We start from the raw sequence: 20,160 nt of genomic DNA on the forward strand, positions 1-20,160 counted from the left end.
ACGGCGAAGAAGTCGCCATCGAGACAGAGGAGTCGCGCATGCCCGGCAGGACCGGATGGCTGGTCGTCGGTGTGACCATGGCGGCGCTGGCGGGGATGACGCCATCGGCGGCCTCCGCCGCTCAGGGGGAGGCGTCAGGGAACGGCCGGCCGAGGTGGCAGGCGTGCACGGGCCAGGATCTGCCCGCAGGCATGGAATGCGCCGCCATCGAGGTGCCCGTGGACTGGGCCCGACCAGCAGGGCGGCGGATCAGGCTGGACCTGGCCCGGCTGCCCGCCACCGAGCCGGCGCGCAGGATCGGCAGTGTGCTCGGTGTCCCCGGCGGCCCGGGGGCCAAGGGCATCGAGGACCTGAAACGCGCGGCGGGCGACCTCACCGAGCTGCGCCGACGGTTCGACCTCGTCGCCTACAACCCTCGCAACACGGTGTGGATGGATCAGCTGCCGCAGGTGTGCAGGCGGCCGGGGGCCTCCCTGCACGAGCCCAGGAACCGCGGGCAGTACGAGGCGCTGTCCACGACGATGGCCAAGGCCTTCACGGCATGCGCGAACCAGGACAGGAGCGGGTTGTCCGCCCACCTCGACTCCCTGTCGGTGGCCAGGGACATGGAGGCGGTCCGCAAGGCTCTGGGCGAGGAGCGGCTGAGCTTCATGGCCAACTCCTACGGCGGGGTGCCCGCGGCCGCCTATGCCCGGCTGTTCCCGCAGCGCATCCGGGCCATGTACCTCGACGGCGTGATCAACCAGACCACGGGCTGGCCCGAGCAGGGACTGCTGGCCCTGCGTCGCATGGAGCAGGTGTTCGGCAGGTTCACCCGCTGGTGCGCGGACACCCCCGCCTGCGCGCTGCACGGCGAGGACGCGGGAGCGGTCTGGCGCGAGCTCGTCAGGGACGCCGATCGCGCGCCGATCCCGGTCACGTCCTCGCAGTTCGGAAAGGCGAAGCTGACCGGATGGCACCTGAGGAGCTTCGGCTTCTTCCCTGACCCGGGGAAGGGGAACTCCCGGTGGCTGACCTTCGCCGACGCCGTGGACAAGGGTAGGCGTGGGGACGGCTCCGGATTCGCCGACTTCGCTCTCGGCAACGCGCGCGTCTGGAGCATGCCGGGGATACTCGCGATGACGTGCGGGGACGAACGCGGCTACACCGGATACGCCCGGTTCCAGCAGGCCCGTCGGCAGGCGAGGAAGACCTCGCCGAACTTCGGAGGAGCCGCGTTCGACGCGCTGGGCTGCGCGGGGTGGCCGCTGCGGGTGGCCAACCCGTCGCGCCCGCTGCCGGTTGGCGGCCTGCCGCCGTTCCTGGGGGTGGGCAGCACCTGGGGCGACTACGCGTGGACCGAGAGCTTCACCGCGATGATCCCCGGCTCGGTCACCGTCGGCTACGACGGCCCCGGGCATGTGATGTACCTGTCGGGCAAGAAGTGCCCCATCGAGCACGCCACCAGGTACCTCACCACGCTGAGGCTGCCGGGGCCCGGCACCGTCTGCCCCGCAGAGTGAACGGGGCCGCCACAGGCGGCCGATATGTACAAGACCGCAGGTCGGGGCTGAGGAAGGATGGCGGCATGGATATCGACAAGGTCGCCTCCTTCATGGCCGGTCACGCGCGACTGCTCGACAGGCGCCGCTTCGAGTTGCTGATGGGCGAGGGCGACCCCGCCGGCGCGCTGGCCGCGCTCGAGGGTTACCGCAACGCCGACGGCGGATACGGCTGGGGCCTGGAGCCGGACCTGCGCTCGCCCGAGAGCCAGCCTGGCTCCGCGCTGCACGCCTTCGAGGTGTTCGAGCAGGCGCCGAGCCCCCGTGCGGCCGAGCTGTGCGACTGGTTGCAGACGGTGACGCGGCCCGACGGCGGCCTGCCGTTCGCCCTGCCGCTGACGGTCACGCAGGCGACGGCGCCGTGGTGGCAGGGCGCGGACCGTTCGGAGTCGTCGCTGCAGATCACCGCGGTGACGGCGGCGGCGGCCTGGCGGGTGGCCGCCCAAGACCCCGCCGTCGCCGCGCACCCGTGGCTGGCGCGGGCGAGCGCCTACTGCCTGGAAGCCATCTCCTCGCTGAAGGAACGGCCCCACGCCTACGTCCTGGCCTTCGCCGTGCGCTTCCTCGACACCCAGCCTTCGGCCTCCGACCTGCTCGACCGCCTGGGCGCGTTCGTGCCGCCCGACGGGGAGATGCACGTGGAGGGCGGCACCGAGCACGAGATGCTGCGCCCGCTGGACTTCTCCCCCGCTCCCGGTCTGCCTTCACGCCGGCTGTTCACGGCCGAGGCGGTGGCCGCCGACCTCGACCGGCTGGAGAGCCTGCAGCGGGAGGACGGCGGGTGGACCGTCGACTACGCGACGATCTCGCAGGCGGGGGCGCTGGACTGGCGCGGCGCCGTCACCGTCGACGCCCTGCGGATCCTGCGCGACAACGGCAGGCTGGGCCGGACGCCGGGGCGCGGCGCCTGACCGCCCACGCCCTCACGACATCAACGCTTCCAGGCGCGGTCGAGGAAGTCCGCGACGAGCGGGGCGATCTCGGGCAGGTTCTCCTCCAGGGCGAAGTGCCCGGTGTCGAAGACGTGCAGCTCGGCCTCCGGCAGGTCGCGCAGGTAGGCGCGGGCGCCGGGCTCGGGGAAGAACGGGTCGTTGCGGCCCCACACGACGAGCGCGGGCGGCGTGTGCTCACGCAGCCACGCCTGCCAGCGCGGATAGCTCTCGACGTTCGACTTGTAGTCGAAGGCGAGGGCGACCTGCGCCTCGGCCCGTCCCGGCTGGTCGAGGAAGTGCTGGTCGAGGGTCCAGCCGTCGGGGGCGACGAGTTCGGGGTCGCTGGTGCCGCCCTCGTACTGGCCGCGCGTGCCCTGCAGGGTCAGCAGCTCCCTGATGGTCTGCTCGGCGCCGGGCTGCTCGGGCCGCAGCGCCACGAAGGAGCGGGCGCCGTCCGACAGGCCTTCCTCGTAGGCGTTGCCGTTCTGGACCACCAGGCCCGCGATCCACTCGGGGTGACGCTCGGCCAGCCTGAAGCCGACAGGCGCGCCGAAGTCGAAGACGTACATCACGAACCTGGCCAGCCCGAGCCGCTCGAGGAAGCCCTCGGTGATGTCGGCGAGCCTGTCGAAGGTGTAGGAGAACCCCTCGGGGGCCTCGGTGTGGCCGAAGCCGGGATAGTCGGGGGCGATCACCCTGTACCTGGTGCCGAGCGCGTCGATCAGCCTGCGGTACTGGTGCGAGGCCGAGGGGAAGCCGTGCAGGAGCAGCAGGACCGGCGCGTCCAGCGGCCCCGCCTCCCTGTAGAAGACGCGCACCCCTTCGACCTCGACGAACCTGTGCGCAACGCGGGGAATGTCCATGGCAGAGATCGTACGGTCAGCCGGTCTGCACTTTTTCGGCGGCCTCGGCGAGGTCGTCGGGGGTGGGGCGTCGTCCTGGGTGAGCCTGAGCGGCCAGTAGCCGGCGAAGTCGCGCGGCGTCGCGGCCACGCGCCCCTAGAGTGAGGGGCCATGGAATCCAGTGAGCTGCTGGGCACGCGGCTGCGCCTGCTCCTCGACCTTCTCGACGACGGGGTCACGGCGCTCTATCCCAGCCTCGGGCTGGAGGGCTTCCGCCCCCGCTTCACCCCGATCCTGCGCCAGCTCGCCGCCGAGGGCCCCGCCTCCATCCGCGACCTGGCCCGCGCCATCGGCGTGACGCACTCGGCCGCCAGTCAGACCGTCGCGCAGATGGCCAAGGAGGAGCTGGTCACCCTCTCCCCCGGCGCCGACGCCCGCCAGCGCATCGTGCGGCTGACCAGCAGAGCCGAGGCGCTGCTGCCGGCCCTGGACAGGGAGTGGGCCGCCACCAGCGCCGCCGCGGCCGAGCTCGACGCCGAGCTGCCCTACCCGCTCAGCCGCCTGGTCGACGAGGCGCTGGAGGCCCTGCGCCGCCGGCCCATGCGCGACAGGATCAGCGAATCCGCCAGACGCCTGTAGCGCGGCAGGCCGGCGCCGCCGTCTGGGTGGTGTCCTCGATCAAGGCGATGGGGTGAGTGTCGCACCTCCCGATCGGGCGGGTCCCGACAGCTCGGCGATGTCCTCGGCCCCGTCACCGAGGAGTTTTTCGGCCAGATCCATCAGGGCGCGCCCTGCCGCCAGCTCGTCGCCGATCTCGGGGACGGGACGGTCCTCGGGGTTGCGGCGCGCGTGGCCGACGCTCTCGTGTCTCCTGTTGCCGAGGGCGTAGAGCACGGCGGTGGCCTCGGTGCGCTTGTCCTCGTCGTCCTCGCTGATGAGGATCTTGACGGTCCATTCCTGGGTCTTCATGACGACTCCAAATGTCACAAACGTGACGATGCGGTCATATCTCTAGCATCCACCCAGAAGCGTGATGAGCGCGAGGAGGTTCGCCGCGGGTGTGATCGGGTAGCAGCGGCGCCATGCCTACGTACGGATTCCACGCCTCGCACGAGCAGGTCTCGCCCAGGGCGCTTCTCGACGCGGTCGCGGCCGCCGAGGAGGCCGGCTTCGGCGCCGCCATGTCGTCGGACCACTTCTCGCCGTGGAGCGAGCGGCAGGGTGAGTCGGGGTTCGCCTGGTCCTGGCTGGGCGCCGCCCTCGAGCGGACGTCGCTGCCCTTCGGCATCGTCAACGCCCCCGGGCAGCGCTACCACCCCGCGATCATCGCGCAGGCCATCGCCACGCTCGCCTCGATGTATCCCGGCAGGTTCTGGGCCGCGCTCGGCAGCGGCGAGGCGTCCAACGAGCACATCACCGGCGCCCCCTGGCCGCGCAAGCAGGTACGCAACGCCCGCCTGCGCGAGTGCGTGGAGGTGATCAGGGCGCTGCTCGCCGGCGAGGAGGTCACGCACGAGGGACTGGTCACGGTGGACAGGGCCAGGCTGTGGACGCTCCCCGCCGAGGCGCCCCACCTCGTCGGGGCGGCCGTGAGCGAGGAGACCGCGCGCTGGTGCGCCGAGTGGGCCGACGGCCTGATCACCGTGGGCGGGCCGCAGGCCGAGAGTGTGGCGCGCGCCTACAGGGAGGCGGGCGGACGTGGCCCGCTGCGCGTGCAGGTGCACCTGAGCTGGGCGCCCACCGAGGAGGAGGCGCTGCGGCTGGCCCACGAACAGTGGCGCTCCAACGTGTTCGCGCCGCCGGTCTGCTGGGACCTGGACCGCGTGGAGCTGTTCGACATCGTCTCCCGAGACGTCCCGCCGGAGAAGGTGGCCGAGGTCGTGCACGTCTCCGCCGACGTGGGCCGCCACGCCGAGCTGCTGCACTCCTACGCCGAGCAGGGCTTCGACGAGATCTTCCTGCACCATGTCGGTCAGGAGCAGCGCCCGTTCATCGAGGCCTTCGCCGAGATCGTCAAGTGAGCGGCCGCCCGGTCACGGCGGCGACCCGGGCAGCCCGAGCGTTCGATGGATCATCTGGTGCATGTGTGCGCGGAAGCGGCGCATGGCGCGCGGGTCGTCGGGACCGCGCCGCTGCGCCGCCGCGTCGAACACACCGCTGAGGACGAACCCGTGCACGCACCAGATCATCGAGTTGATCGTGTAGTGCACGTCGGCGTGCTCCACGTTCGAGGCCGGGATGATGTTCTCGATGGCGAACTCGGCCAGCGGCTGGACATACTGCGCCTCGAGGCTGCTGACGTCGCTGGCGTCCGACAGCCACCGGTGCATCCACAGTGACGGCACCTCGGGATGCTCGGCGGCGAAGTCGATGTAGGCGTCGATGAACCTGTGCACCGCGGCCACCTTGTCCTCGGGCGGCGCGACCTGAAGGTCCCTGATCCGCTCCTTCACGACGGCCGCGTGCAGGGTGTGGGCGCGTTCCATGACGGCTATGTACAGGTCGCGCTTGGCGCCGAAGTGGGAGCTCACGGCCTTCGCGCTCAACCCGGCGGTCTCAGCGATCTGCCCGATGTCGGTCGCGTCGTAGCCGAGCGCGGCGAACAGCTTGGTCGCAGCGTTGAGGATGCGCTCCCGCTCACCCCCTTTTACTGACGTCATACTGGTGACCCTAGAATCCGCCGTCGTCCAGGCCAATCACGTGATCGACAAATACCGGTCAAATCGCTCCTGTAGGGCCGGTGGCCGCACAGGAGCGTGAACCGGGCTCAGAGCACGATGCGCACCAGGTTGCGGCCGCGCAGGGCGTAGAGCGCGGCCCCGTCGGGAGCGGCCGCGAGCAGCGGCTGCGAGCCGTAGGCCTGCGCGGCGAGCCCGTCGACCACGGTGGAGATCGTCATGGTCAGCGGGTCGATCCGGTAGACGCTCTCCCCGTCGGTGCCGTAGAGACGGCCGCTCGCCCGCACGATCGTGCCGGTGCGAGACTTGCTGAGCGGCACCTCCACCGTCCTGGTGACCTTCTTGCGGCGCGGGTCGAACTCGAACAGCACGCCGGTGTCGGCGATGCCGTACAGCATGGCGCCGTGGGAGACCAGCTCAGAGATCACGGTCGCGCCCTCCACCGGGACCACCGACCAGCGGACCCGCTTGGTGCGCAGGTCGAAGGCGGCCAGCTCGGCCTGCTTGGCCACCGGGGTGGTGCCGAGGCCGCCGCTGATCTCGCTGGCGACGTATGCGGTGCCAGACCTGGCGGTGACCGAGCGGATCGACTGGTTCGCGATGATGTTCCTGAACGTCTCGATCCTGTCGCCGCGCGGGTCGTAGAGGGCCAGCGCGCCGCCGTGCAGGCCGTACTCGGGCTGGGTGCCCACCAGCAGCCGCCTGCTGACGGGGTCGTAGTGGGCGTCGAGCGGGCGGTTCTGCTCCTCGCCGACGCGGGCCAGCCTGCGCAGGTCGGAGCCGTCGGGCCGCATGCCGAACAGGTAGGCGAGGGTGTAGACCGACAGGTAGACCTGCTTGCCGACGACCGTCATCGCCTTGGCCTCGCCGGGCAGGAACGTGCGGGTGCTGCCGCCGGTGGCCAGGTCGTGCACCTGCACGCCCGCCTTGCCGCTGACCAGCACCTGGTCGCGCGTCGCCGTGACCGCCATCGCCAGCTCGGGTGCGGGCGGCATGCCCGCCTGCGTGAGGTCCACGCCGGTGAGCTCGCCGGTGGCCAGGTCGTACTCCACGACCGAGCTGGTCAGCACGCCCGTCACCTTGCCGCCGCCGACGAAGATCCGGTTGAACGACGCCCCGTCGTACGGCACCGCCAGCCTGTCGAGCTTCGCGCTGTCGCGGTCGTAGCGGTAGAGCGTGCCCGAGGGCCTGGTGCCGAAGTAGACGTCGTTGTTGGGCGCGTCGATGCCGATCGCGGTGACGTAGGAGTCGCCGGGCGCGTCGACCAGCACGTGGCGCGAGGGGTCGGCGGTCTCCATGAGCATCAGGTCGCCCGTCGCCGACAGCCCCGCCGCCAGCAGCCCGCCCTCCAGCGCCAGGGTGGCCACGAAGGTGCGGTCGGCGAGCTCGGCGGGCAGGAGCTTGCGCTTGGCGCCGGTGACCCTGTCGATGGCGATCAGGTGGGCCTTGGCGCCCACTCCCGCGTAGATCGTGGTGTCGTCGACGGCGATGCTGCGCACGTACTGCTCACCCGCGACGGCCTGGCCGAAGTCGCGGGTCTGGCCTGTGGCGGGGTCGTACTCGACGACGCGGCCCCTGGGATAGGTGCCGGCGTAGATCTTGCCGTCGGGGGCGGCGTCGATGGACCAGATGAAGTTGTCAGGCCGTACGTCGGCGACCTTCGTGGCCGTGCCGGTGCGGGTGTCGACCTTGTGGATGTCGCCAGGGGTGTAGGTGCCGACGTACAGGTCGGTGCCGACCGCCGCGGCCGCCCACGTGCCGTCGCCGCTGGGCAGCTCGGTGATCGAGGTCACCTTGCGCTGCGCGGGGTCGTAGGCGCCGATCCTGGTCGGCTTGATGCCGCCGGTGCCCAGGTAGAGGCGGTCGCCGACGAACTCGGCCGCGCTGATCGAGGTCACCTGCGAGGCCGGGCCGAGGTCCTCGACGACGGGCGTCGCGCCTGCCGCGACGGGCGCGACGCCCGTCAGGCCCAGAGCCATGGCCAGGGTCAACGCCGGGACGAACCGTATCCTTCTCATCCACTTGCCTCTCGGGGGCTTATTACGGACCGGGCCGATATTGGGCCATTCGTACCATGCATGGAAACGATCGAGCAAGACCCCTGGCGCGCACATTCGCGCACGCGCCCGAGGCCCGCCATTCGCCCTATTACCGACAGTGATGGTTGCGTCACCAGAGGGGAAGGAGATGGAGCCGTTGGGGCAGGAGTCATCCGCCGTTACAGAGGGGACGATCCGCGCATGGCGAGCACTTTTCAGCGGGGCAAGGTGGAACTCGTGTTCAGCGCGATGGACGCCGACGGAGACGGCATCCTGCGCGAGAGCGATTTCGAGGCTCTCGCGCGGCGCTGGGCGTCCGTCCGCGCGGCGGGCGACGAGGAGCGCCTGAGGTCGATCATGCACGGCTGGTGGGGAACGCTCGCCGCGAGCTCCCGCGACCCCGACTCGGTCGCGGTCGAGGACGTCCTCACCGTCGTGGATCTGCTCGGCCGGATGCCTGACGCCGTCGCCGCCACCGCCGAGGTCATGTTCGAAGCCGTCGACGAGGACGGCGACGGCCGGATCTCCCCGGCCGAGTACCGGCGGATGATCGAGGCATGGAATGGCCGCTCCACCGACACCGCCGCCGTGTTCTCGCGCCTTGACGCCGACGGCGACGGCACCATCTCTCGCGCGGAGTTCGTCCTGCACTGGAGCGAGTTCTGGTCGGGCGACGACCCCGAGGCACCCGGCGCCCACGTTTTCGGCGCGCCCCCTGCCCTCTGACCCTGCCCTCTGACCGTGCCCTCCGACCGTGTCCGGTGACCGGAAGCACGGTGACCGGTGATCGGAAGCACGGTGACCGGGAAGGCCCCGCACCTAGGCGCCTCCCACTCCGGCCTTCGTCGGTCACCTCGGTGAGGGCTCAGTGTTCCCGGTAGAAGTCGGCGAGGGCGGCGAACGCGGCCTTGGGCTCCCAGGGCATGTCGGGGTAGGTCACTCCGAGGCGGTCCTCGTAGACCTTGACGATGCCGTAGCTGGCCAGGTCCAGGTCATCGCGGGGATCGCCGTCGGGGCGGTGGAGGTGGTCGCGGAGCGCGAAGGTGAACACGAAGGCGCTGTCGACGCCTCCGGCGTCGAAGACCTCCAGCAGCTCGCGCAGGTACGCGGCCTGACCGGCCTCGTCGCGGGCGTACACACCGTCCAGCCGAACAGGTGCACGGGTGTCCTTGTCGTATTCGACGATCGCCAGCCCGAGAGCGCCCCTGTCACCCGCGCCCTGGTAGCCGGCCGCGCCGAACTCGGTGATCGCGACCGGCTTCCCCTGCGCGACGAGGTCATGGACGCCTGCGGCGAAGCGGTCGGCGACCTCGGCCGACCGGTAGAGATCCATGGAGACGATGTCGAAGGGCTCCCAGTCGACGCGCTCAAGCGGTACGGAGGCGTAGGTCACCTTGCCGCCGAAGCGCTCTCGGACGAGCGCCACGGCCCTGCCGAGGAAGTCGTTGACCCGGGTGCCGACCTCCGCGACGTGCTCGCGCACGCGATGCGGCTGGCGCAGCAGCTCGATCCGCTCGTCGATGTCGCCGCCCGGCAGGAACCCCTTGTTCATCAGGCTGAGCTCGGCGCCGGCGACGAACACGACCTCGGCTCCCCGCCGCCTGAGCCGCTCCGCGCGCTCAGCGCAGTCGGCGAACAGCGACAGCATCTCGTCGTCGGTCAGTTCGAGCGGGTAGGGGGAGAACCAGACCTCGAGGCCGAGGTCGGCGGCGTGCGCCGCCGCGAGCTCGATCCTTTCCGGATCGCCTCCCATGACGCGGACCGCGGTGCAGTGCAGGTCGTCACGGATGACGCGCATCTCGCGCCTGACCGTCTCCGAGTCGAAACGCGTGTGGCCGATCACTCCGTTGTAGACGAAGCCGGTGTCGTAGCTGATGCCTTTGGCTCGCATGCCGCGCCCTCTTTCAGGCTGTTGTTACGGTACTCGACGTACCTTAGTTGCCTGTAGACAGGGATGGCAAGCAGAATGCGGGGGTACGGCCGGTACCGATCGCGGGAAGGGGCCATGACAGCGGATCCGACGAGGCAGCCAGGTGCCGGGCAGACGCGGCGACGAGGAGCCGCCCTGGAGGAGGTGATCCTGCGCGCCGCGGCGGATGAACTCACCGCGTCGGGATACGCCGCTTTCACCATGGACAAGGTCGCCGCCCGCGCAGGCACCAACAAGAACGCCATCTACCGCCGCTGGCCGAACCGCCTCACGCTCGGCATCGCCGCCTACCGGCGACTGGCCACGGCGGTCCCTCCCCCTGACACCGGTGAGCTGCGCGGCGACGTCCTCGAGTGGCTACGCCAGGCCAACCGCTACTGGAGCTCCCCCCTCGGCGCGCTCCTGCGCGAACTGCTCTCCGCGGCGGGCGGCACGTCGGAACTCCTGGCGCAACTGCAGGACCAGTCCGGCGACGCCGCAGCCGCCCCCTGGTTGACCATCCTGGGCCGCGCGGTCGCTCGCGGTGAAGCCAGCCCCGAGGCGCTCCATCCCCGGGTCGCCACCGTGGCCGGTGTCCTGCTGCGCAACGAGTTCGTCGTGCGCGGGGCGCCTACCGTGCCCGACGACGTCCTCGTCGAGATCGTCGACGAGGTGTACCTGCCCCTTGTGCGGCGACGAGGCCCGAACCCGAGCTGACCCTCCGCCGGCGCCGTGCCCCCTATCCCTCCCTCGGGCCGGTCTCAGGGACGGCTGGCGACCATCTGCTGGCGCAGCCGCCACGTCCTGCCGTCGTCCGATGACTCGACGGCGCGCCAGTGGAAGGAGCCGGGCTTGACGTCGGAGAAGATCCAACGGGTCAGCACGCCGTCGAAGGTCCCCTCCAGAACCATCTCCTCACCCTGCTGACGAGCGATGAACGGAAGGACCCAACCTCGCGCGGGGCCGATCCACGTGGAACGGATGGCCTTGATCCGCGGATCGTAGAAGCGCAGCGTCGCCCCCCATTCCCCGCTGTCGTCCCCGGTCCTGGCCCGTTCGGCCCGGCTGGGAGCCAGCCACACGTCCTGGATGGCGCGGCCGTCCAGCACCCACCCGAAGTGCCACTCCCCCAGCAGCTCCTCGCCGGCGCCGTCAGGATGGTGGTTCGTCACCGCCACGTCCCAGGAGCCGACGAGCCGGCCGAAGAAGGCCAGCTCGACAGCGGCCTCGGACCGCGGCCCGGCGCTGAGCAGCACATCAGCGAGACTCATACCCGATCACACCCTTCATCGGCAGGAGGCGGCGGGGCGGTATCCGGCCGATCACCCATGCTGGCACGCACGGCCGAGAACACGAGTCGTATGACTGTCAGAATCCGTCGTCTTCCTGCCACGCCCCGCACCGCGTCCCCGGGACGGTCCGGCAGGTCAGCCAGGAGGGGCCTGCGCGATCTGCGTCACGCGGGAGGGTCGGCGGCCGCGCGGCGTGCGAGCGCGGCGGTGGCCAGCCTGTGCAGGTCGGCGGCCTCCTGCACGGCGCGCTCTGGGTCGCGCTCGGCCAGTTCGGCCTTCAGCGCGATCACCGACAGATCGCGGCCGAGGAGGTCGTACACCTCGCCGGCCAGGCGCAGCCGCTCCTCGGCCGCCTCGAGCCTGGCCTGCGCCGTACGGCCGGATTCCGCCTCGAGCAGCAGCGTCCACAGCCACACGTGAAGGCCGTTGACGGCTACCACGCACAGCGCCGTGACCAGCGTGATGACCGCATAGGCGACAGGCGCGCCCTGCCACCAGCCGACCGCCAGCGAAACGGCGACGGCGGCGCAGCCCGTCCCGATCCGCAGCCACCTGCCGCCCAGGAAGGGAGCGGTGGCCAGCACCGAGCCGCCCACCCAGGCCCAGGTGTGCCAGCGGGTGCCGGCCAGCGGGGCCACCAGGGGCACCGATGCGGCCGCGGCGAGCAGGAAGACAGTCACCAGGCGCGCCAGGGCCCGGCTGGAGGCCTGCGGGGTGACGGCGGCGTACAGCACGCCCGCCTGCGCGGCGGTGATCGCCAGGATGCCGATCGCGGCCAGGGCCTGACGGGTCGTGCCGCCGTCCCTGAGCAGTCCGGCCCCCGGCATCACGAGCGTCGTCAGGATCGCCATGCTCAGGGTGGCGAGTGTGGCGATCCTGGCCACGCGCAGGTGCCGGGGATGCGGCACCTGCGTCCTTCTAGGCACCGGCGGCGGCGGGGAGGACGAGAACGGACGCGGCGACCAGCAGATCGACCGAGATGCACCATTCGGCGTACCAGCGCGGCACCACGCGGCCGGAGCGGTGGTGGACGTAGTCCCACGCCGCGTGCGCGGCCCACCCGGCGGCCACCAGGTAGCGGCCCAGGTCGGGGGCGAGCGCGAAGGCCGCCCCCGCGAGCAGGGCGTAGACCGCCAGGGCGCCGCCCTGCAGGGTGAGCACGCCGCGCCCGCGCAGCTCCCCGCGGAAGGCCCCGAAGATCAGGTACGCCAGGGCCAGCATCGGCAGGCCCCAGGTCACGAAGTCGGCGGCCTGCCAGGGTTCGGCGGTGAACAGGATGAAGCCGCCGCAGGCCAGGCCCACCAGGGTCGGCCAGCGGCGCAGGAGGGGATGGCCCCTGCGGGGCGTCGTGGTGGTCGCTTCCCGGATGAGCGTCGTGGTTTCCATGACCCAAGGCTCGGGCGGACGGCGCGCAAAAGGCAGATGCGGAACGCACGAATGGTTCATGCGTTTCCCATGGCGGATGCCTCGGATCATGCTCGGTCGGAGCGGTGTACCGTGATTCCTGCCATGCGTAACCACGTCGTCGCCGTCGCCGTGACCAGCGGCATGCCGACGTTCGAACTCGCTGTGCCGTGCGAGGTCTTCGGCCTCGACCGCAGCGACATCGTCGATCCGTGGTACGAGCTGCGCCTGTGCGCCGCCGAGCCAGGCCCGCTGCTGACCTCCGGCGGGCTGCAGATCCACACCCCTCACACCCTGGACGATCTTCTTGAGGCGGACACGGTCGTGGTGCCCGCATGTGCGCGGGCCGTCCAGACCAGCCCGCCGCCGTCCCTGGTGGAGGCGGTGCGCAAGGCGCACGAGCTCGGCCGCCGCATCGTCTCGCTGTGCACGGGCGCCTACATCCTCGCCGCCGCCGGCGTGCTGGCAGGGCGTCCTGCCACGACACACTGGATGAACGCCGGCGACTTCACCCACCGCTTCCCCGAGGTCCGCTTCGAACCGGCCGTGCTCTACACCGACGACGGGGACATCCTCACCTCGGCAGGCACGGGCGCCGCCGTCGACCTGTGCCTCCACCTGCTGCGCCGCGACCACGGGGCCGCGGTCGCCAACGAGGTGGCCCGCCGCATGGTCGTGCCGCCGCACCGGGAGGGCGGGCAGGCCCAGCACGCTCCGCTGCTGGTCCAGCCCGAGAACAGCGACGACCTGGCACCGGTGCTGCAGTGGGCGCGCGACCACCTGGACCAGCCGCTGACCGTCTCGCAGTTCGCCAGGACGGCGAAGCTGAGCGAGCGCACCCTCGCTCGCCGCTTCCACGACAAGCTGGGGACCACTCCCCTGCGGTGGCTCCTCCAGCAGAGGGTGCGGCTGGCCCAGGAACTGCTGGAGACCTCCGACGAGCCGGTCGAGAGGATCGCGCGCCGCACCGGTTTCAGTACCGCCGCCAACCTCCGGCTTCACTTCGGACGTGTCACCGGCATGACCCCTCAGACCTACCGGCACGTCTTCCGCGCTCGGGCCCCGGCGAGCGGCAGGGCCCCCGCCCGGCACCTGAGCGTGAAGGCCGCGGCGGGCGCGATCACGGAGAGGTCCTGCCCAGCACGTCGACGGCCAGCCGCTGCAACTGGTCCGCGAGGCGGTCGGGCGGGAACAGCCACAGGCCGAGCGAGTCGGCACCGGAGTCGAGCAGCCCCCGCAGTCGGTCTCTCACCTGGCCAGGACTGCCTGCGGCCGCGAACTCGTCGATCCAGGCGTCCTCGACGGCGAGCGGTTCGTCCTCTTCGAGAGCCGCCACGCGCCGACGGATCTCGCTGCCGTACCGGGACTGTCCCACCAGCGCCGTGTGCGCCTCCGCCTTCAGGAAGAAGCCGACCGCGTCCCGTACCGCGTCCCTCGCCGCCCGTTCGTCGTCGCTGACGGAGGCCAGGACGAAGGCCGTGATCGGCGGCGCTGCCCGTCCCGCGTCGGTGGCCACCCGCCTGGCCCAGTTCACATAGGCGGGGCTCGCGAGAACCGACAGCAGGATCCCGTCCGCCCTGCCTCCTGCGGCGCGGAGCGCCCGCTCGTTGACCGCCCCGATCCACAGCTCAGGTGGCTGCTTCGGCGGGAAGTCCAGCCGGATGCCCTCCAGATGGTGTGCGGCGCTCCCGCGGTCGACGGTGGCGCCGTTGAGCAGCTCGCGCACGACGTCGAAGGTCTCGGTGACCGCGCTCAGCGGGCGCGGGGGCAGCAGCCCCATCTGCCGCAGCCAGTGAGTGTTGCCGAGGCCCACGGCCGCCTTGACCCGCCCCGGGTAGGTCCTGGCCAGTCCTGCCAGCTCCATCGCCAGGACGGCGGGGTGCCTCGTCATCACGCTGGCCAGCCCCAGTCCCGCGGGCATGGCGCGGGTCGCGGCGAGCAGCTGCGTCAGCCCGGACATGCCGCCGGTGAAGAAGCAGTCCTCGGAGAACCACAGCTCGCCGAAGCCCAGCCGCTCCGCCAGCGCGGCTCCCTCTCTCAGCTCCTCCGGTGGCGTGAGGCTACCGAAGACGATCCCGATCGTGCCGGTGTCCATCATGCGTCCCTTTCTGGCTCCTTCTGGGGGACGGTGGCCGCGCCCTCGACGGGAGCGAGCCCCCACGACACCGGAGCCAACCGGACACCTTGTCCGCTTATTCCTCTGAGCCCGCGTCAGCGCCAAATCGGCCCTCCGGCGCCCTGGGAGAGGGCAGCGCCACGACCGGGTCGCGCCGGGGACGTGGTGTCGAGGCGCCTCTGGTGCAAGGGCAGCCAGACGCGGCAGCCGTCAGCCGGTGAAGGACTCGGGGCCGAAGCGGCCCCACGCCACGAAGCCGGCCAGGGCGAGATAGGCCAGGTTCGCCACGATCACCTTGGCCTCGCGACGGCGGAGGTGCGTGATCATCGCGCCCACCATCAGCAGCATCACACCCACGGCGGCCAACGGCACCAGAACCGGCGCGACGCCGAGCACGGCCGGCAGGATCAGGCCTACCGCGGCCAGGACCTCGAGAACCCCGATGGCCTTGACGGCGCCGGCGCTGAAGTCCTCGACCCATCCCCCGCCGGGCGCGGCGGCCAGCTTCTCCTTGGACAGGCTCAGCTTGATGGTGCCGCCGGCCAGGAAGGCGACGGCCAGCAGTCCGGCGATGATCCACAGAGCGAGGTCCATGGGGTTCTCCTTGCAGGGGTCGTAGGCGACTCCGGTTCAGCGGCCGGAGTGGGGACGGGGACTCCTCCCAGCAGTACGACGACACAGCCCCGCCGTATGTGAGGCGGCGTCGCGAGCCTCAGCCCTGCCGGCCATTCACCTGTAGGCGGCGAAGAACTCGCGGATGTCGGCGAGCAGCAGGTCGGGCGCCTCCATCGCGGCGAAGTGACCACCGCGGTCGAAGTCGGACCAGCGCACGACATTGTTGACCTTGTCCTCATCTCGGCGCAGGGCGATGTCCTGCACGGTGAACAGCGCCACGGCCATCGGCACGGGGGACGCCTCCTGCTCGCCCCATGCGTGTCCGTCCTCGTTGTAGAGCGCCGCGGAGGAGCCCGCCGTGCCGGTCAGCCAGTAGATCGTGACGTGGCCAACTCCCTCGACGAGCTGGCCCTGTGGGTGGCACTGACCGGGGTGCCCTTCACCGTCCACGACCCGCCTGAGCTGATCGAACATGTCCGCGCGCTCACCGCCCGACTCGCCGACGGGGCCGGCCTGCGGATGGCCTAACCCGGCTGGATCCGATCCAGTCGGCGCCACTGGTCGACGCTCAGCCGCAGACTCGCCGCGGCGACGTTCTCCTGCAGGTGGTCGATCGAGGCGGTGCCCGGAATCGGCAGCACGACCGGCGAGCGGTCGAGGAGCCACGCGAGCGAGACCTGCGCCGCCGTGGCACCGAGTTCGGCCGCCACGGCGGCGACCTCGGCCGTCGCCTTCGTCACCGTGGGGTGGACGGGGCGCCAGGGCAGGAAGGCGATCCCAGCGGCGGCGCAGGCGTCGAGCACGGCCTCGTGCTCGCGATCGAGCAGGTTGTAGCGGTTCTGCACGCTCGCGACGTCGATGATCTGCCGCGCCTGCTCGAGCTCGGCGACGGTGACCTCGGACAGCCCGATGTGGCCGATCTTGCCCTGGACCTGGAGCTCGCGCAGCGTTCCCAGCTGGTCGGCGAGCGGCACCGCGGGATCGATGCGATGCAGTTGGAGCAGCTCGAGCCGGTCGACCCTGAGCCTGCGCAGTCCCTGCTCGACCTGATCGCGCAGGAAGTCCGGCCGTCCGCAGAGCGTCGCCTCGTGCGGCGGGTCCGGCGGCGCGACCCCGACCTTCGTCGCGACGAGCAGGTCGTCAGGGTAGGGGTACAGCGCCTCGGCCAGGAGCTCCTCGTTGGCGCCCCACCCGTACATGTGCGCGGTGTCGATCAGCGTGACGCCCAGCTCGACGGCGCGCCGGGCCACGGCGATGGCGGCTTGCCGGTCCGGCCCTGGATCGGTCGGCAGCCGCATGGCCCCGAACCCGAGCCGCCGTACGCCGAGCTCACCCCCGATGCGGAACGTGCTCGATGTCATTGTCGGTTTCGCCCTCTCATTTACAGTTGATCACGATGACAGCGTCGCTGATCGTCATGGTCCTACGTGTCCGCGTGGCGGCGGACGTGACCGAACTGGCCACGCATCTTCGAGATGCCGAGGTGGCGGATCGTGAAACCGACCGCCGAGTGGAACGGATCGAGGGTCCGGTGCCCGGCTGCGAGCGGCAGGGCGGTCGTGGTCGTCATGGTCTCAGCAGTCATGCCCCCAATCTGGCCCGGACGGCGGCGCTCAGGGAGGCCGGGCTGAGACGGGCCCTGACAGGGCGACGATGAGCGCGCCGGAGGCCGGTAGGTTGCGGGTGTGAGCGACAACGAGTTGGGCGCGTTCCTGCGCAGCCGCCGGGAGGCCCTCAGCCCTGAAGAGGTAGGGCTTCCCCACGGGTCCCGGCGCAGGACCCCCGGGCTGCGCCGCGCCGAGCTGGCCATGATCTCGGGGATCAGCGTCGAGTACTTGGCACGGCTGGAGCAGGGCCGCGACCGTCGTCCGTCCCCGCAGGTGCTCGGCGCGCTCGCCGACGCCCTGCGGATGTCCACCGACGAGCGTTTCCACCTCAGGCTCCTGGCGAAGGCGATCGAAGGCGGCAGCTCGTACGTCTGCCCTTCGGCGCGGCCGCCGGTCGTGTCCATCCGGCCGACGGTGCGGGCGCTGCTCGACAAGCTGGAGCCGTCCCCGGCGGTGCTGATCAACCGGATGACACAGGTGCTCGCCTATACCACGGGCTTCGAGCGCCTGGCCCGCCCCAGCGGCCTCCTGGACGCGGCCGAGCCCAGCTTCCTCCGGTTCGTGTTCACCGACCCGCGCGCCCGCGACGTCTACCCCGACTGGGACGCCGTCGCGACCCAGCAGGTCGCCACCCTCAAGCACGCGGCCGGTCTCGCCGACCCGCACGTGGCCGCGCTCGTCGACGAGCTCACCATCACGGCCGGCGGACCTTTCAGCGGGCGGCTCACGACGCCGGGCGTCCCCGAGCGAGCCGGTGTCCAGCGCTGGACGCATCCGGAGGCCGGGGAGCTGCGCCTCGCGTACGAGGCTCTCGAACTCGCCGACGATCAGCGTCTGATCGCCTACCTGCCGGCGGACGAGACGTCCTCGGCCGCGCTCGATCGTCTGGCCGGCCGCCACCCCGGCACGCTCCGCGTCGTCAACGGCTGACCCACGCCGCTTCCCGGTGGACGTGCGCGTCCCCGGCTTCCACAGCCCCTCAAGCCGGCAGGGGGCCCACGCCTGGCCTTGCGGGTGATCGCCCGGCCAGACCGGGCGTTGGCGAACGGCCCGGGTGTACGGCCGCGGTCGCTCCCGGTTGCCTTATGGGGCTCCCATCTCCTATCTTGGACTAGTCGTTCCAAGATAGGAGTTCGGGAATGCCGGACGTCAAGCATTTCGATCCCGACGTTGCACTGGATCAGGTCGTGTCCTTGTTCTGGGAGCACGGCGCCGACACCACAGGGGTCGCCGACGTGGTGAAGGCGACCGGGCTGAGCCGATCGAGCCTGTATGCGACCTTCGGCGGCAAGGGGCAGCTGTACGCGGCCGCACTGCGCCGCTACCTGGAGCGACAGTCCCGCCCGGTGTTCGACGCCCTGGCCGCCGACGAGCGGGGCATGCCCGCCATCGCCGGCTTCTTCGAGCGGCTGGTGTCCGCGCGTTGCACGGGCGAGCACGCCCGCTGGGGCTGCCTGGTCACCAACGCGCACGCCGCGGCCGGACGCGAGCTCCCCGAGGTACAGCACGTGCTGGCGGCCCACCACCGGGCGTTGCGCTCGGCGATGCGTGCCGCGCTGGAGGCGGCCCGCCGGCACGGCCACCTGCGATCCGGCCTCGATACGGAGGCGAGCGCCGAGACGCTCGCACTGCTGGCCTACGCGGTCAACCTCCGCTCACGATCCGGAGCCGAGGCGGCCGAACTCCTGGCCGGCGTGCGCGCGGTCCTGGACGGCTTCACCGATGTCACCACCACCGAGGAGAACCGATGATCGATTTTCGCGTCTACGACGAGACCGACGCCCCTGAGGCCGCGCGCCCGCAGCTGGAGGCGGCCAAGAAGCGGATGGGGTTCGTGACCACGTTGAACGGGGTGATGGCCGAGTCGCCGGAGTTGCTGGCCGGATACAACGCGTTGGCCGAGCAGTTCGGCAGGTCTTCCCTGCCAGGACCGGCCAAACACGTCGTGTGGATCACCGCCAGCGTGGAGAACGGCTGCGAGTACTGCGTGGCCGCCCACTCCACCCTCGCCTTGCGCTCGCGGGTCCCCGCCGAGGTGGTCGAGGCCCTGCGAGCGGAAAAGCCGCTGCAGGACGAGGCGCTGGAGGCGGCCCGCCTGCTCACCCATGCCATGGTCGTCCAGCGCGGCTGGGTGGACGAAGCGCAGATCGAGGCCTTCATGGCGGCCGGCTACACCCGCCGCCACGTCCTCGACATCGTGCTCGGCGTCGGGATGAAGACGCTGTCGAACTACACCAACCACATCGCGCACACCCCGCTGGACCCGGCGTGGCAGGGCCAGGAGTGGAGCCGCGAGCCCGCCGGCGCCTGAGTCCCGCCCCTGGGCGATCCGACCACGGCTCGGGGTGAGTAGTGCTCGGTCTACCTGTCTTTCTCTCCTCAGCGCCCATGTGCCACGATCCTCGCGCCGGTTGGATCGAGGCATGACATCGACAGATATGGTCCAGTTGTGGTCGGTGAGCAGGGTGTACGGCTCAGGAGACCATGCGGTGACCGCGCTGGACGCGGTGACCACCGCATTCGCGCCGGGCACCTTTACCGCGGTGATGGGCCCCTCCGGCTCGGGAAAGTCCACGCTGCTGCACTGCGCCGCCGGGCGGGACCGGCCCGGCGACGGCAGAGTCGTCATTGACGGTCTGCGGGGCAGCAGGACGATGGGCGTGGCCGAGTGGGCCGCGCGGGAGCGCGGCTGGCGGATCGGCACCGTCGCGCCGGTCACGTTCGAGGACGGGCGCAGCTCGCGGCTGACCGTGGTCGCCCTGCTCAGGAACTCCCCTGCTGACATCCTGCTGACCCGTCAGGCCGTACGCGACCACGATCCATCGGCACTGGCAGGGCCCGTCTACCTCGCCACCTCCGCTGCTGTCCCGGCGGACACCGGAGCCGTCGTCGAGAAGGTCACCGACCGAATGGCCGGCATCGAGGCACATGAGGACGAGCTGGTCTGGGTCTTCGTGCTCTTCCTGGTCGGACTGTCGGTCGGCTACAGCGCCATCGCCAACACCCTGCTGATGGCCACGGCCGACCGGACAGCCGATCTGCGTGTGCTGCGGATGTCGGGCGCGAGCACCGGCCAGGTGCTGCGAACCGTCGCCCTCGAGTCGACCCTGGTGGTCGCGATCGGCGCGCTGCCCGGCATCGTGGTGGCCGTGACGGCTCTGGTCGGCATCACCGCGGGCTGACCG

General features: G+C 71.2%; 23 protein-coding genes and 1 pseudogene. 11 read left to right on the forward strand and 13 right to left on the reverse strand.

Going from position 1 to position 20,160, the window contains the following annotated elements:
* The first annotated feature begins 38 nt into the window (after positions 1–38).
* Both FHR33_RS07650 and FHR33_RS07655 read left to right on the forward strand, forming a co-directional pair.
* A complete protein-coding gene (locus FHR33_RS07650) occupies positions 39–1,502 on the forward strand; it encodes an alpha/beta fold hydrolase (RefSeq protein ID WP_183645283.1) in 1,464 nt (487 codons plus the stop codon).
* Between the two features lie 65 nt (positions 1,503–1,567).
* Complete coding sequence (locus FHR33_RS07655; protein WP_183645284.1) at positions 1,568–2,452, forward strand: hypothetical protein; 885 nt, start codon at positions 1,568–1,570, stop codon at positions 2,450–2,452.
* 20 nt (positions 2,453–2,472) lie between these two features.
* On the opposite strand, the gene FHR33_RS07660 is transcribed toward FHR33_RS07655, so the two are convergent.
* Complete coding sequence (locus FHR33_RS07660; protein WP_183645285.1) at positions 2,473–3,336, reverse strand: alpha/beta fold hydrolase; 864 nt, start codon at positions 3,334–3,336, stop codon at positions 2,473–2,475.
* A gap of 150 nt (positions 3,337–3,486) precedes the next feature.
* On the opposite strand from FHR33_RS07660, the gene FHR33_RS07665 reads away from it, so the two are divergent.
* Positions 3,487–3,954: a MarR family transcriptional regulator gene (locus FHR33_RS07665; protein ID WP_183645286.1), complete on the forward strand. Its 468-nt coding sequence runs from the start codon at positions 3,487–3,489 to the stop codon at positions 3,952–3,954.
* Between the two features lie 39 nt (positions 3,955–3,993).
* Here the strand turns inward: FHR33_RS07665 and FHR33_RS07670 are convergent, their stop codons facing one another.
* Positions 3,994–4,284, reverse strand: coding sequence for a DUF1876 domain-containing protein (locus FHR33_RS07670; protein WP_183645287.1), 291 nt, complete (start codon positions 4,282–4,284; stop codon positions 3,994–3,996).
* 113 nt (positions 4,285–4,397) lie between these two features.
* Between FHR33_RS07670 and FHR33_RS07675 the strand changes: the two genes are divergently transcribed.
* Positions 4,398–5,336 carry a TIGR03885 family FMN-dependent LLM class oxidoreductase gene (locus tag FHR33_RS07675; RefSeq protein ID WP_183645288.1) on the forward strand — a complete coding sequence of 313 codons (939 nt, stop codon included), beginning with the start codon at positions 4,398–4,400 and terminating at the stop codon, positions 5,334–5,336.
* A 12-nt stretch (positions 5,337–5,348) separates the two neighbouring features.
* Here FHR33_RS07675 and FHR33_RS07680 read toward each other — a convergent pair whose 3' ends face one another.
* Both FHR33_RS07680 and FHR33_RS07685 read right to left on the reverse strand, forming a co-directional pair.
* Entirely contained in the window at positions 5,349–5,975 is a 627-nt protein-coding gene (locus FHR33_RS07680; RefSeq protein ID WP_183645289.1) for a TetR/AcrR family transcriptional regulator, read from the reverse strand.
* A 107-nt stretch (positions 5,976–6,082) separates the two neighbouring features.
* A complete protein-coding gene (locus FHR33_RS07685) occupies positions 6,083–8,011 on the reverse strand; it encodes a PQQ-binding-like beta-propeller repeat protein (protein ID WP_183645290.1) in 1,929 nt (642 codons plus the stop codon).
* Between the two features lie 222 nt (positions 8,012–8,233).
* Between FHR33_RS07685 and FHR33_RS07690 the strand changes: the two genes are divergently transcribed.
* Positions 8,234–8,758: an EF-hand domain-containing protein gene (locus FHR33_RS07690; RefSeq protein ID WP_183645291.1), complete on the forward strand. Its 525-nt coding sequence runs from the start codon at positions 8,234–8,236 to the stop codon at positions 8,756–8,758.
* Between the two features lie 139 nt (positions 8,759–8,897).
* Here the strand turns inward: FHR33_RS07690 and FHR33_RS07695 are convergent, their stop codons facing one another.
* The gene (locus FHR33_RS07695) at positions 8,898–9,923 is read right to left on the reverse strand and encodes a glycoside hydrolase family 113 protein (protein ID WP_183645292.1); all 1,026 of its coding nucleotides are present in this window, start codon (positions 9,921–9,923) and stop codon (positions 8,898–8,900) included.
* A gap of 114 nt (positions 9,924–10,037) precedes the next feature.
* Here FHR33_RS07695 and FHR33_RS07700 point away from each other — a divergent pair, with 114 nt between their 5' ends.
* A complete protein-coding gene (locus tag FHR33_RS07700; protein ID WP_183645293.1) occupies positions 10,038–10,658 on the forward strand; it encodes a TetR/AcrR family transcriptional regulator in 621 nt (206 codons plus the stop codon).
* Between the two features lie 44 nt (positions 10,659–10,702).
* Here the strand turns inward: FHR33_RS07700 and FHR33_RS07705 are convergent, their stop codons facing one another.
* The 3 genes from FHR33_RS07705 to FHR33_RS07715 form a co-directional block, all read right to left on the reverse strand.
* Positions 10,703–11,212 (reverse strand): hypothetical protein, encoded by a 510-nt coding sequence (locus FHR33_RS07705; protein WP_183645294.1) that lies wholly within the window; start codon positions 11,210–11,212, stop codon positions 10,703–10,705.
* 185 nt (positions 11,213–11,397) lie between these two features.
* Complete coding sequence (locus FHR33_RS07710) at positions 11,398–12,141, reverse strand: histidine kinase (protein WP_183645295.1); 744 nt, start codon at positions 12,139–12,141, stop codon at positions 11,398–11,400.
* 10 nt (positions 12,142–12,151) lie between these two features.
* A complete protein-coding gene (locus FHR33_RS07715) occupies positions 12,152–12,619 on the reverse strand; it encodes a hypothetical protein (RefSeq protein ID WP_183645296.1) in 468 nt (155 codons plus the stop codon).
* A 123-nt stretch (positions 12,620–12,742) separates the two neighbouring features.
* On the opposite strand from FHR33_RS07715, the pseudogene FHR33_RS07720 reads away from it, so the two are divergent.
* Positions 12,743–13,696, forward strand: a pseudogene (locus FHR33_RS07720) (GlxA family transcriptional regulator); the annotation flags it as partial.
* A 61-nt stretch (positions 13,697–13,757) separates the two neighbouring features.
* Here the strand turns inward: FHR33_RS07720 and FHR33_RS07725 are convergent.
* The 5 genes from FHR33_RS07725 to FHR33_RS07745 form a co-directional block, all read right to left on the reverse strand.
* Positions 13,758–14,735, reverse strand: coding sequence for an LLM class flavin-dependent oxidoreductase (locus FHR33_RS07725; protein WP_183645297.1), 978 nt, complete (start codon positions 14,733–14,735; stop codon positions 13,758–13,760).
* A 228-nt stretch (positions 14,736–14,963) separates the two neighbouring features.
* Positions 14,964–15,347 (reverse strand): DoxX family protein, encoded by a 384-nt coding sequence (locus FHR33_RS07730; RefSeq protein ID WP_183645298.1) that lies wholly within the window; start codon positions 15,345–15,347, stop codon positions 14,964–14,966.
* Between the two features lie 135 nt (positions 15,348–15,482).
* Positions 15,483–15,842 carry a hypothetical protein gene (locus tag FHR33_RS07735; RefSeq protein WP_183645299.1) on the reverse strand — a complete coding sequence of 120 codons (360 nt, stop codon included), beginning with the start codon at positions 15,840–15,842 and terminating at the stop codon, positions 15,483–15,485.
* A 50-nt stretch (positions 15,843–15,892) separates the two neighbouring features.
* Entirely contained in the window at positions 15,893–16,729 is an 837-nt protein-coding gene (locus FHR33_RS07740) for an aldo/keto reductase (protein ID WP_183645300.1), read from the reverse strand.
* A 62-nt stretch (positions 16,730–16,791) separates the two neighbouring features.
* Complete coding sequence (locus FHR33_RS07745; protein ID WP_221240992.1) at positions 16,792–16,953, reverse strand: YceI family protein; 162 nt, start codon at positions 16,951–16,953, stop codon at positions 16,792–16,794.
* 100 nt (positions 16,954–17,053) lie between these two features.
* On the opposite strand from FHR33_RS07745, the gene FHR33_RS07750 reads away from it, so the two are divergent.
* The 4 genes from FHR33_RS07750 (at position 17,054) to FHR33_RS07765 (ending at position 20,157) form a co-directional block, all read left to right on the forward strand.
* Positions 17,054–17,905, forward strand: coding sequence for a helix-turn-helix domain-containing protein (locus FHR33_RS07750; protein ID WP_183645301.1), 852 nt, complete (start codon positions 17,054–17,056; stop codon positions 17,903–17,905).
* 257 nt (positions 17,906–18,162) lie between these two features.
* Positions 18,163–18,726, forward strand: coding sequence for a TetR/AcrR family transcriptional regulator (locus FHR33_RS07755; RefSeq protein WP_221240993.1), 564 nt, complete (start codon positions 18,163–18,165; stop codon positions 18,724–18,726).
* Complete coding sequence (locus tag FHR33_RS07760) at positions 18,723–19,286, forward strand: carboxymuconolactone decarboxylase family protein (protein WP_183645303.1); 564 nt, start codon at positions 18,723–18,725, stop codon at positions 19,284–19,286. The genes FHR33_RS07755 and FHR33_RS07760 overlap by 4 nt, the downstream gene beginning before the upstream one ends.
* 112 nt (positions 19,287–19,398) lie before the next feature.
* Complete coding sequence (locus tag FHR33_RS07765; protein ID WP_183645304.1) at positions 19,399–20,157, forward strand: ATP-binding cassette domain-containing protein; 759 nt, start codon at positions 19,399–19,401, stop codon at positions 20,155–20,157.
* Positions 20,158–20,160 lie beyond the last annotated feature (3 nt).

This window comes from Nonomuraea dietziae, assembly GCF_014195505.1.
GTDB lineage: Bacteria > Actinomycetota > Actinomycetes > Streptosporangiales > Streptosporangiaceae > Nonomuraea > Nonomuraea roseola.

Coding starts and splice junctions, on each gene's coding strand:
- FHR33_RS07670 (WP_183645287.1), bottom strand. CDS start 4,284: ATGAAGACCCAGGAATGGACCGTCAAGATCCTCATCAGCGAGGACGAC.
- FHR33_RS07745 (WP_221240992.1), bottom strand. CDS start 16,953: ATGACTGCTGAGACCATGACGACCACGACCGCCCTGCCGCTCGCAGCC.
- FHR33_RS07680 (WP_183645289.1), bottom strand. CDS start 5,975: ATGACGTCAGTAAAAGGGGGTGAGCGGGAGCGCATCCTCAACGCTGCG.
- FHR33_RS07665 (WP_183645286.1), top strand. CDS start 3,487: ATGGAATCCAGTGAGCTGCTGGGCACGCGGCTGCGCCTGCTCCTCGAC.
- FHR33_RS07655 (WP_183645284.1), top strand. CDS start 1,568: ATGGATATCGACAAGGTCGCCTCCTTCATGGCCGGTCACGCGCGACTG.
- FHR33_RS07740 (WP_183645300.1), bottom strand. CDS start 16,729: ATGACATCGAGCACGTTCCGCATCGGGGGTGAGCTCGGCGTACGGCGG.
- FHR33_RS07660 (WP_183645285.1), bottom strand. CDS start 3,336: ATGGACATTCCCCGCGTTGCGCACAGGTTCGTCGAGGTCGAAGGGGTG.
- FHR33_RS07650 (WP_183645283.1), top strand. CDS start 39: ATGCCCGGCAGGACCGGATGGCTGGTCGTCGGTGTGACCATGGCGGCG.
- FHR33_RS07730 (WP_183645298.1), bottom strand. CDS start 15,347: ATGGACCTCGCTCTGTGGATCATCGCCGGACTGCTGGCCGTCGCCTTC.
- FHR33_RS07705 (WP_183645294.1), bottom strand. CDS start 11,212: ATGAGTCTCGCTGATGTGCTGCTCAGCGCCGGGCCGCGGTCCGAGGCC.
- FHR33_RS07690 (WP_183645291.1), top strand. CDS start 8,234: ATGGCGAGCACTTTTCAGCGGGGCAAGGTGGAACTCGTGTTCAGCGCG.
- FHR33_RS07695 (WP_183645292.1), bottom strand. CDS start 9,923: ATGCGAGCCAAAGGCATCAGCTACGACACCGGCTTCGTCTACAACGGA.
- FHR33_RS07685 (WP_183645290.1), bottom strand. CDS start 8,011: ATGAGAAGGATACGGTTCGTCCCGGCGTTGACCCTGGCCATGGCTCTG.
- FHR33_RS07725 (WP_183645297.1), bottom strand. CDS start 14,735: ATGATGGACACCGGCACGATCGGGATCGTCTTCGGTAGCCTCACGCCA.
- FHR33_RS07700 (WP_183645293.1), top strand. CDS start 10,038: ATGACAGCGGATCCGACGAGGCAGCCAGGTGCCGGGCAGACGCGGCGA.
- FHR33_RS07760 (WP_183645303.1), top strand. CDS start 18,723: ATGATCGATTTTCGCGTCTACGACGAGACCGACGCCCCTGAGGCCGCG.
- FHR33_RS07735 (WP_183645299.1), bottom strand. CDS start 15,842: ATGTTCGATCAGCTCAGGCGGGTCGTGGACGGTGAAGGGCACCCCGGT.
- FHR33_RS07715 (WP_183645296.1), bottom strand. CDS start 12,619: ATGGAAACCACGACGCTCATCCGGGAAGCGACCACCACGACGCCCCGC.
- FHR33_RS07675 (WP_183645288.1), top strand. CDS start 4,398: ATGCCTACGTACGGATTCCACGCCTCGCACGAGCAGGTCTCGCCCAGG.
- FHR33_RS07765 (WP_183645304.1), top strand. CDS start 19,399: ATGACATCGACAGATATGGTCCAGTTGTGGTCGGTGAGCAGGGTGTAC.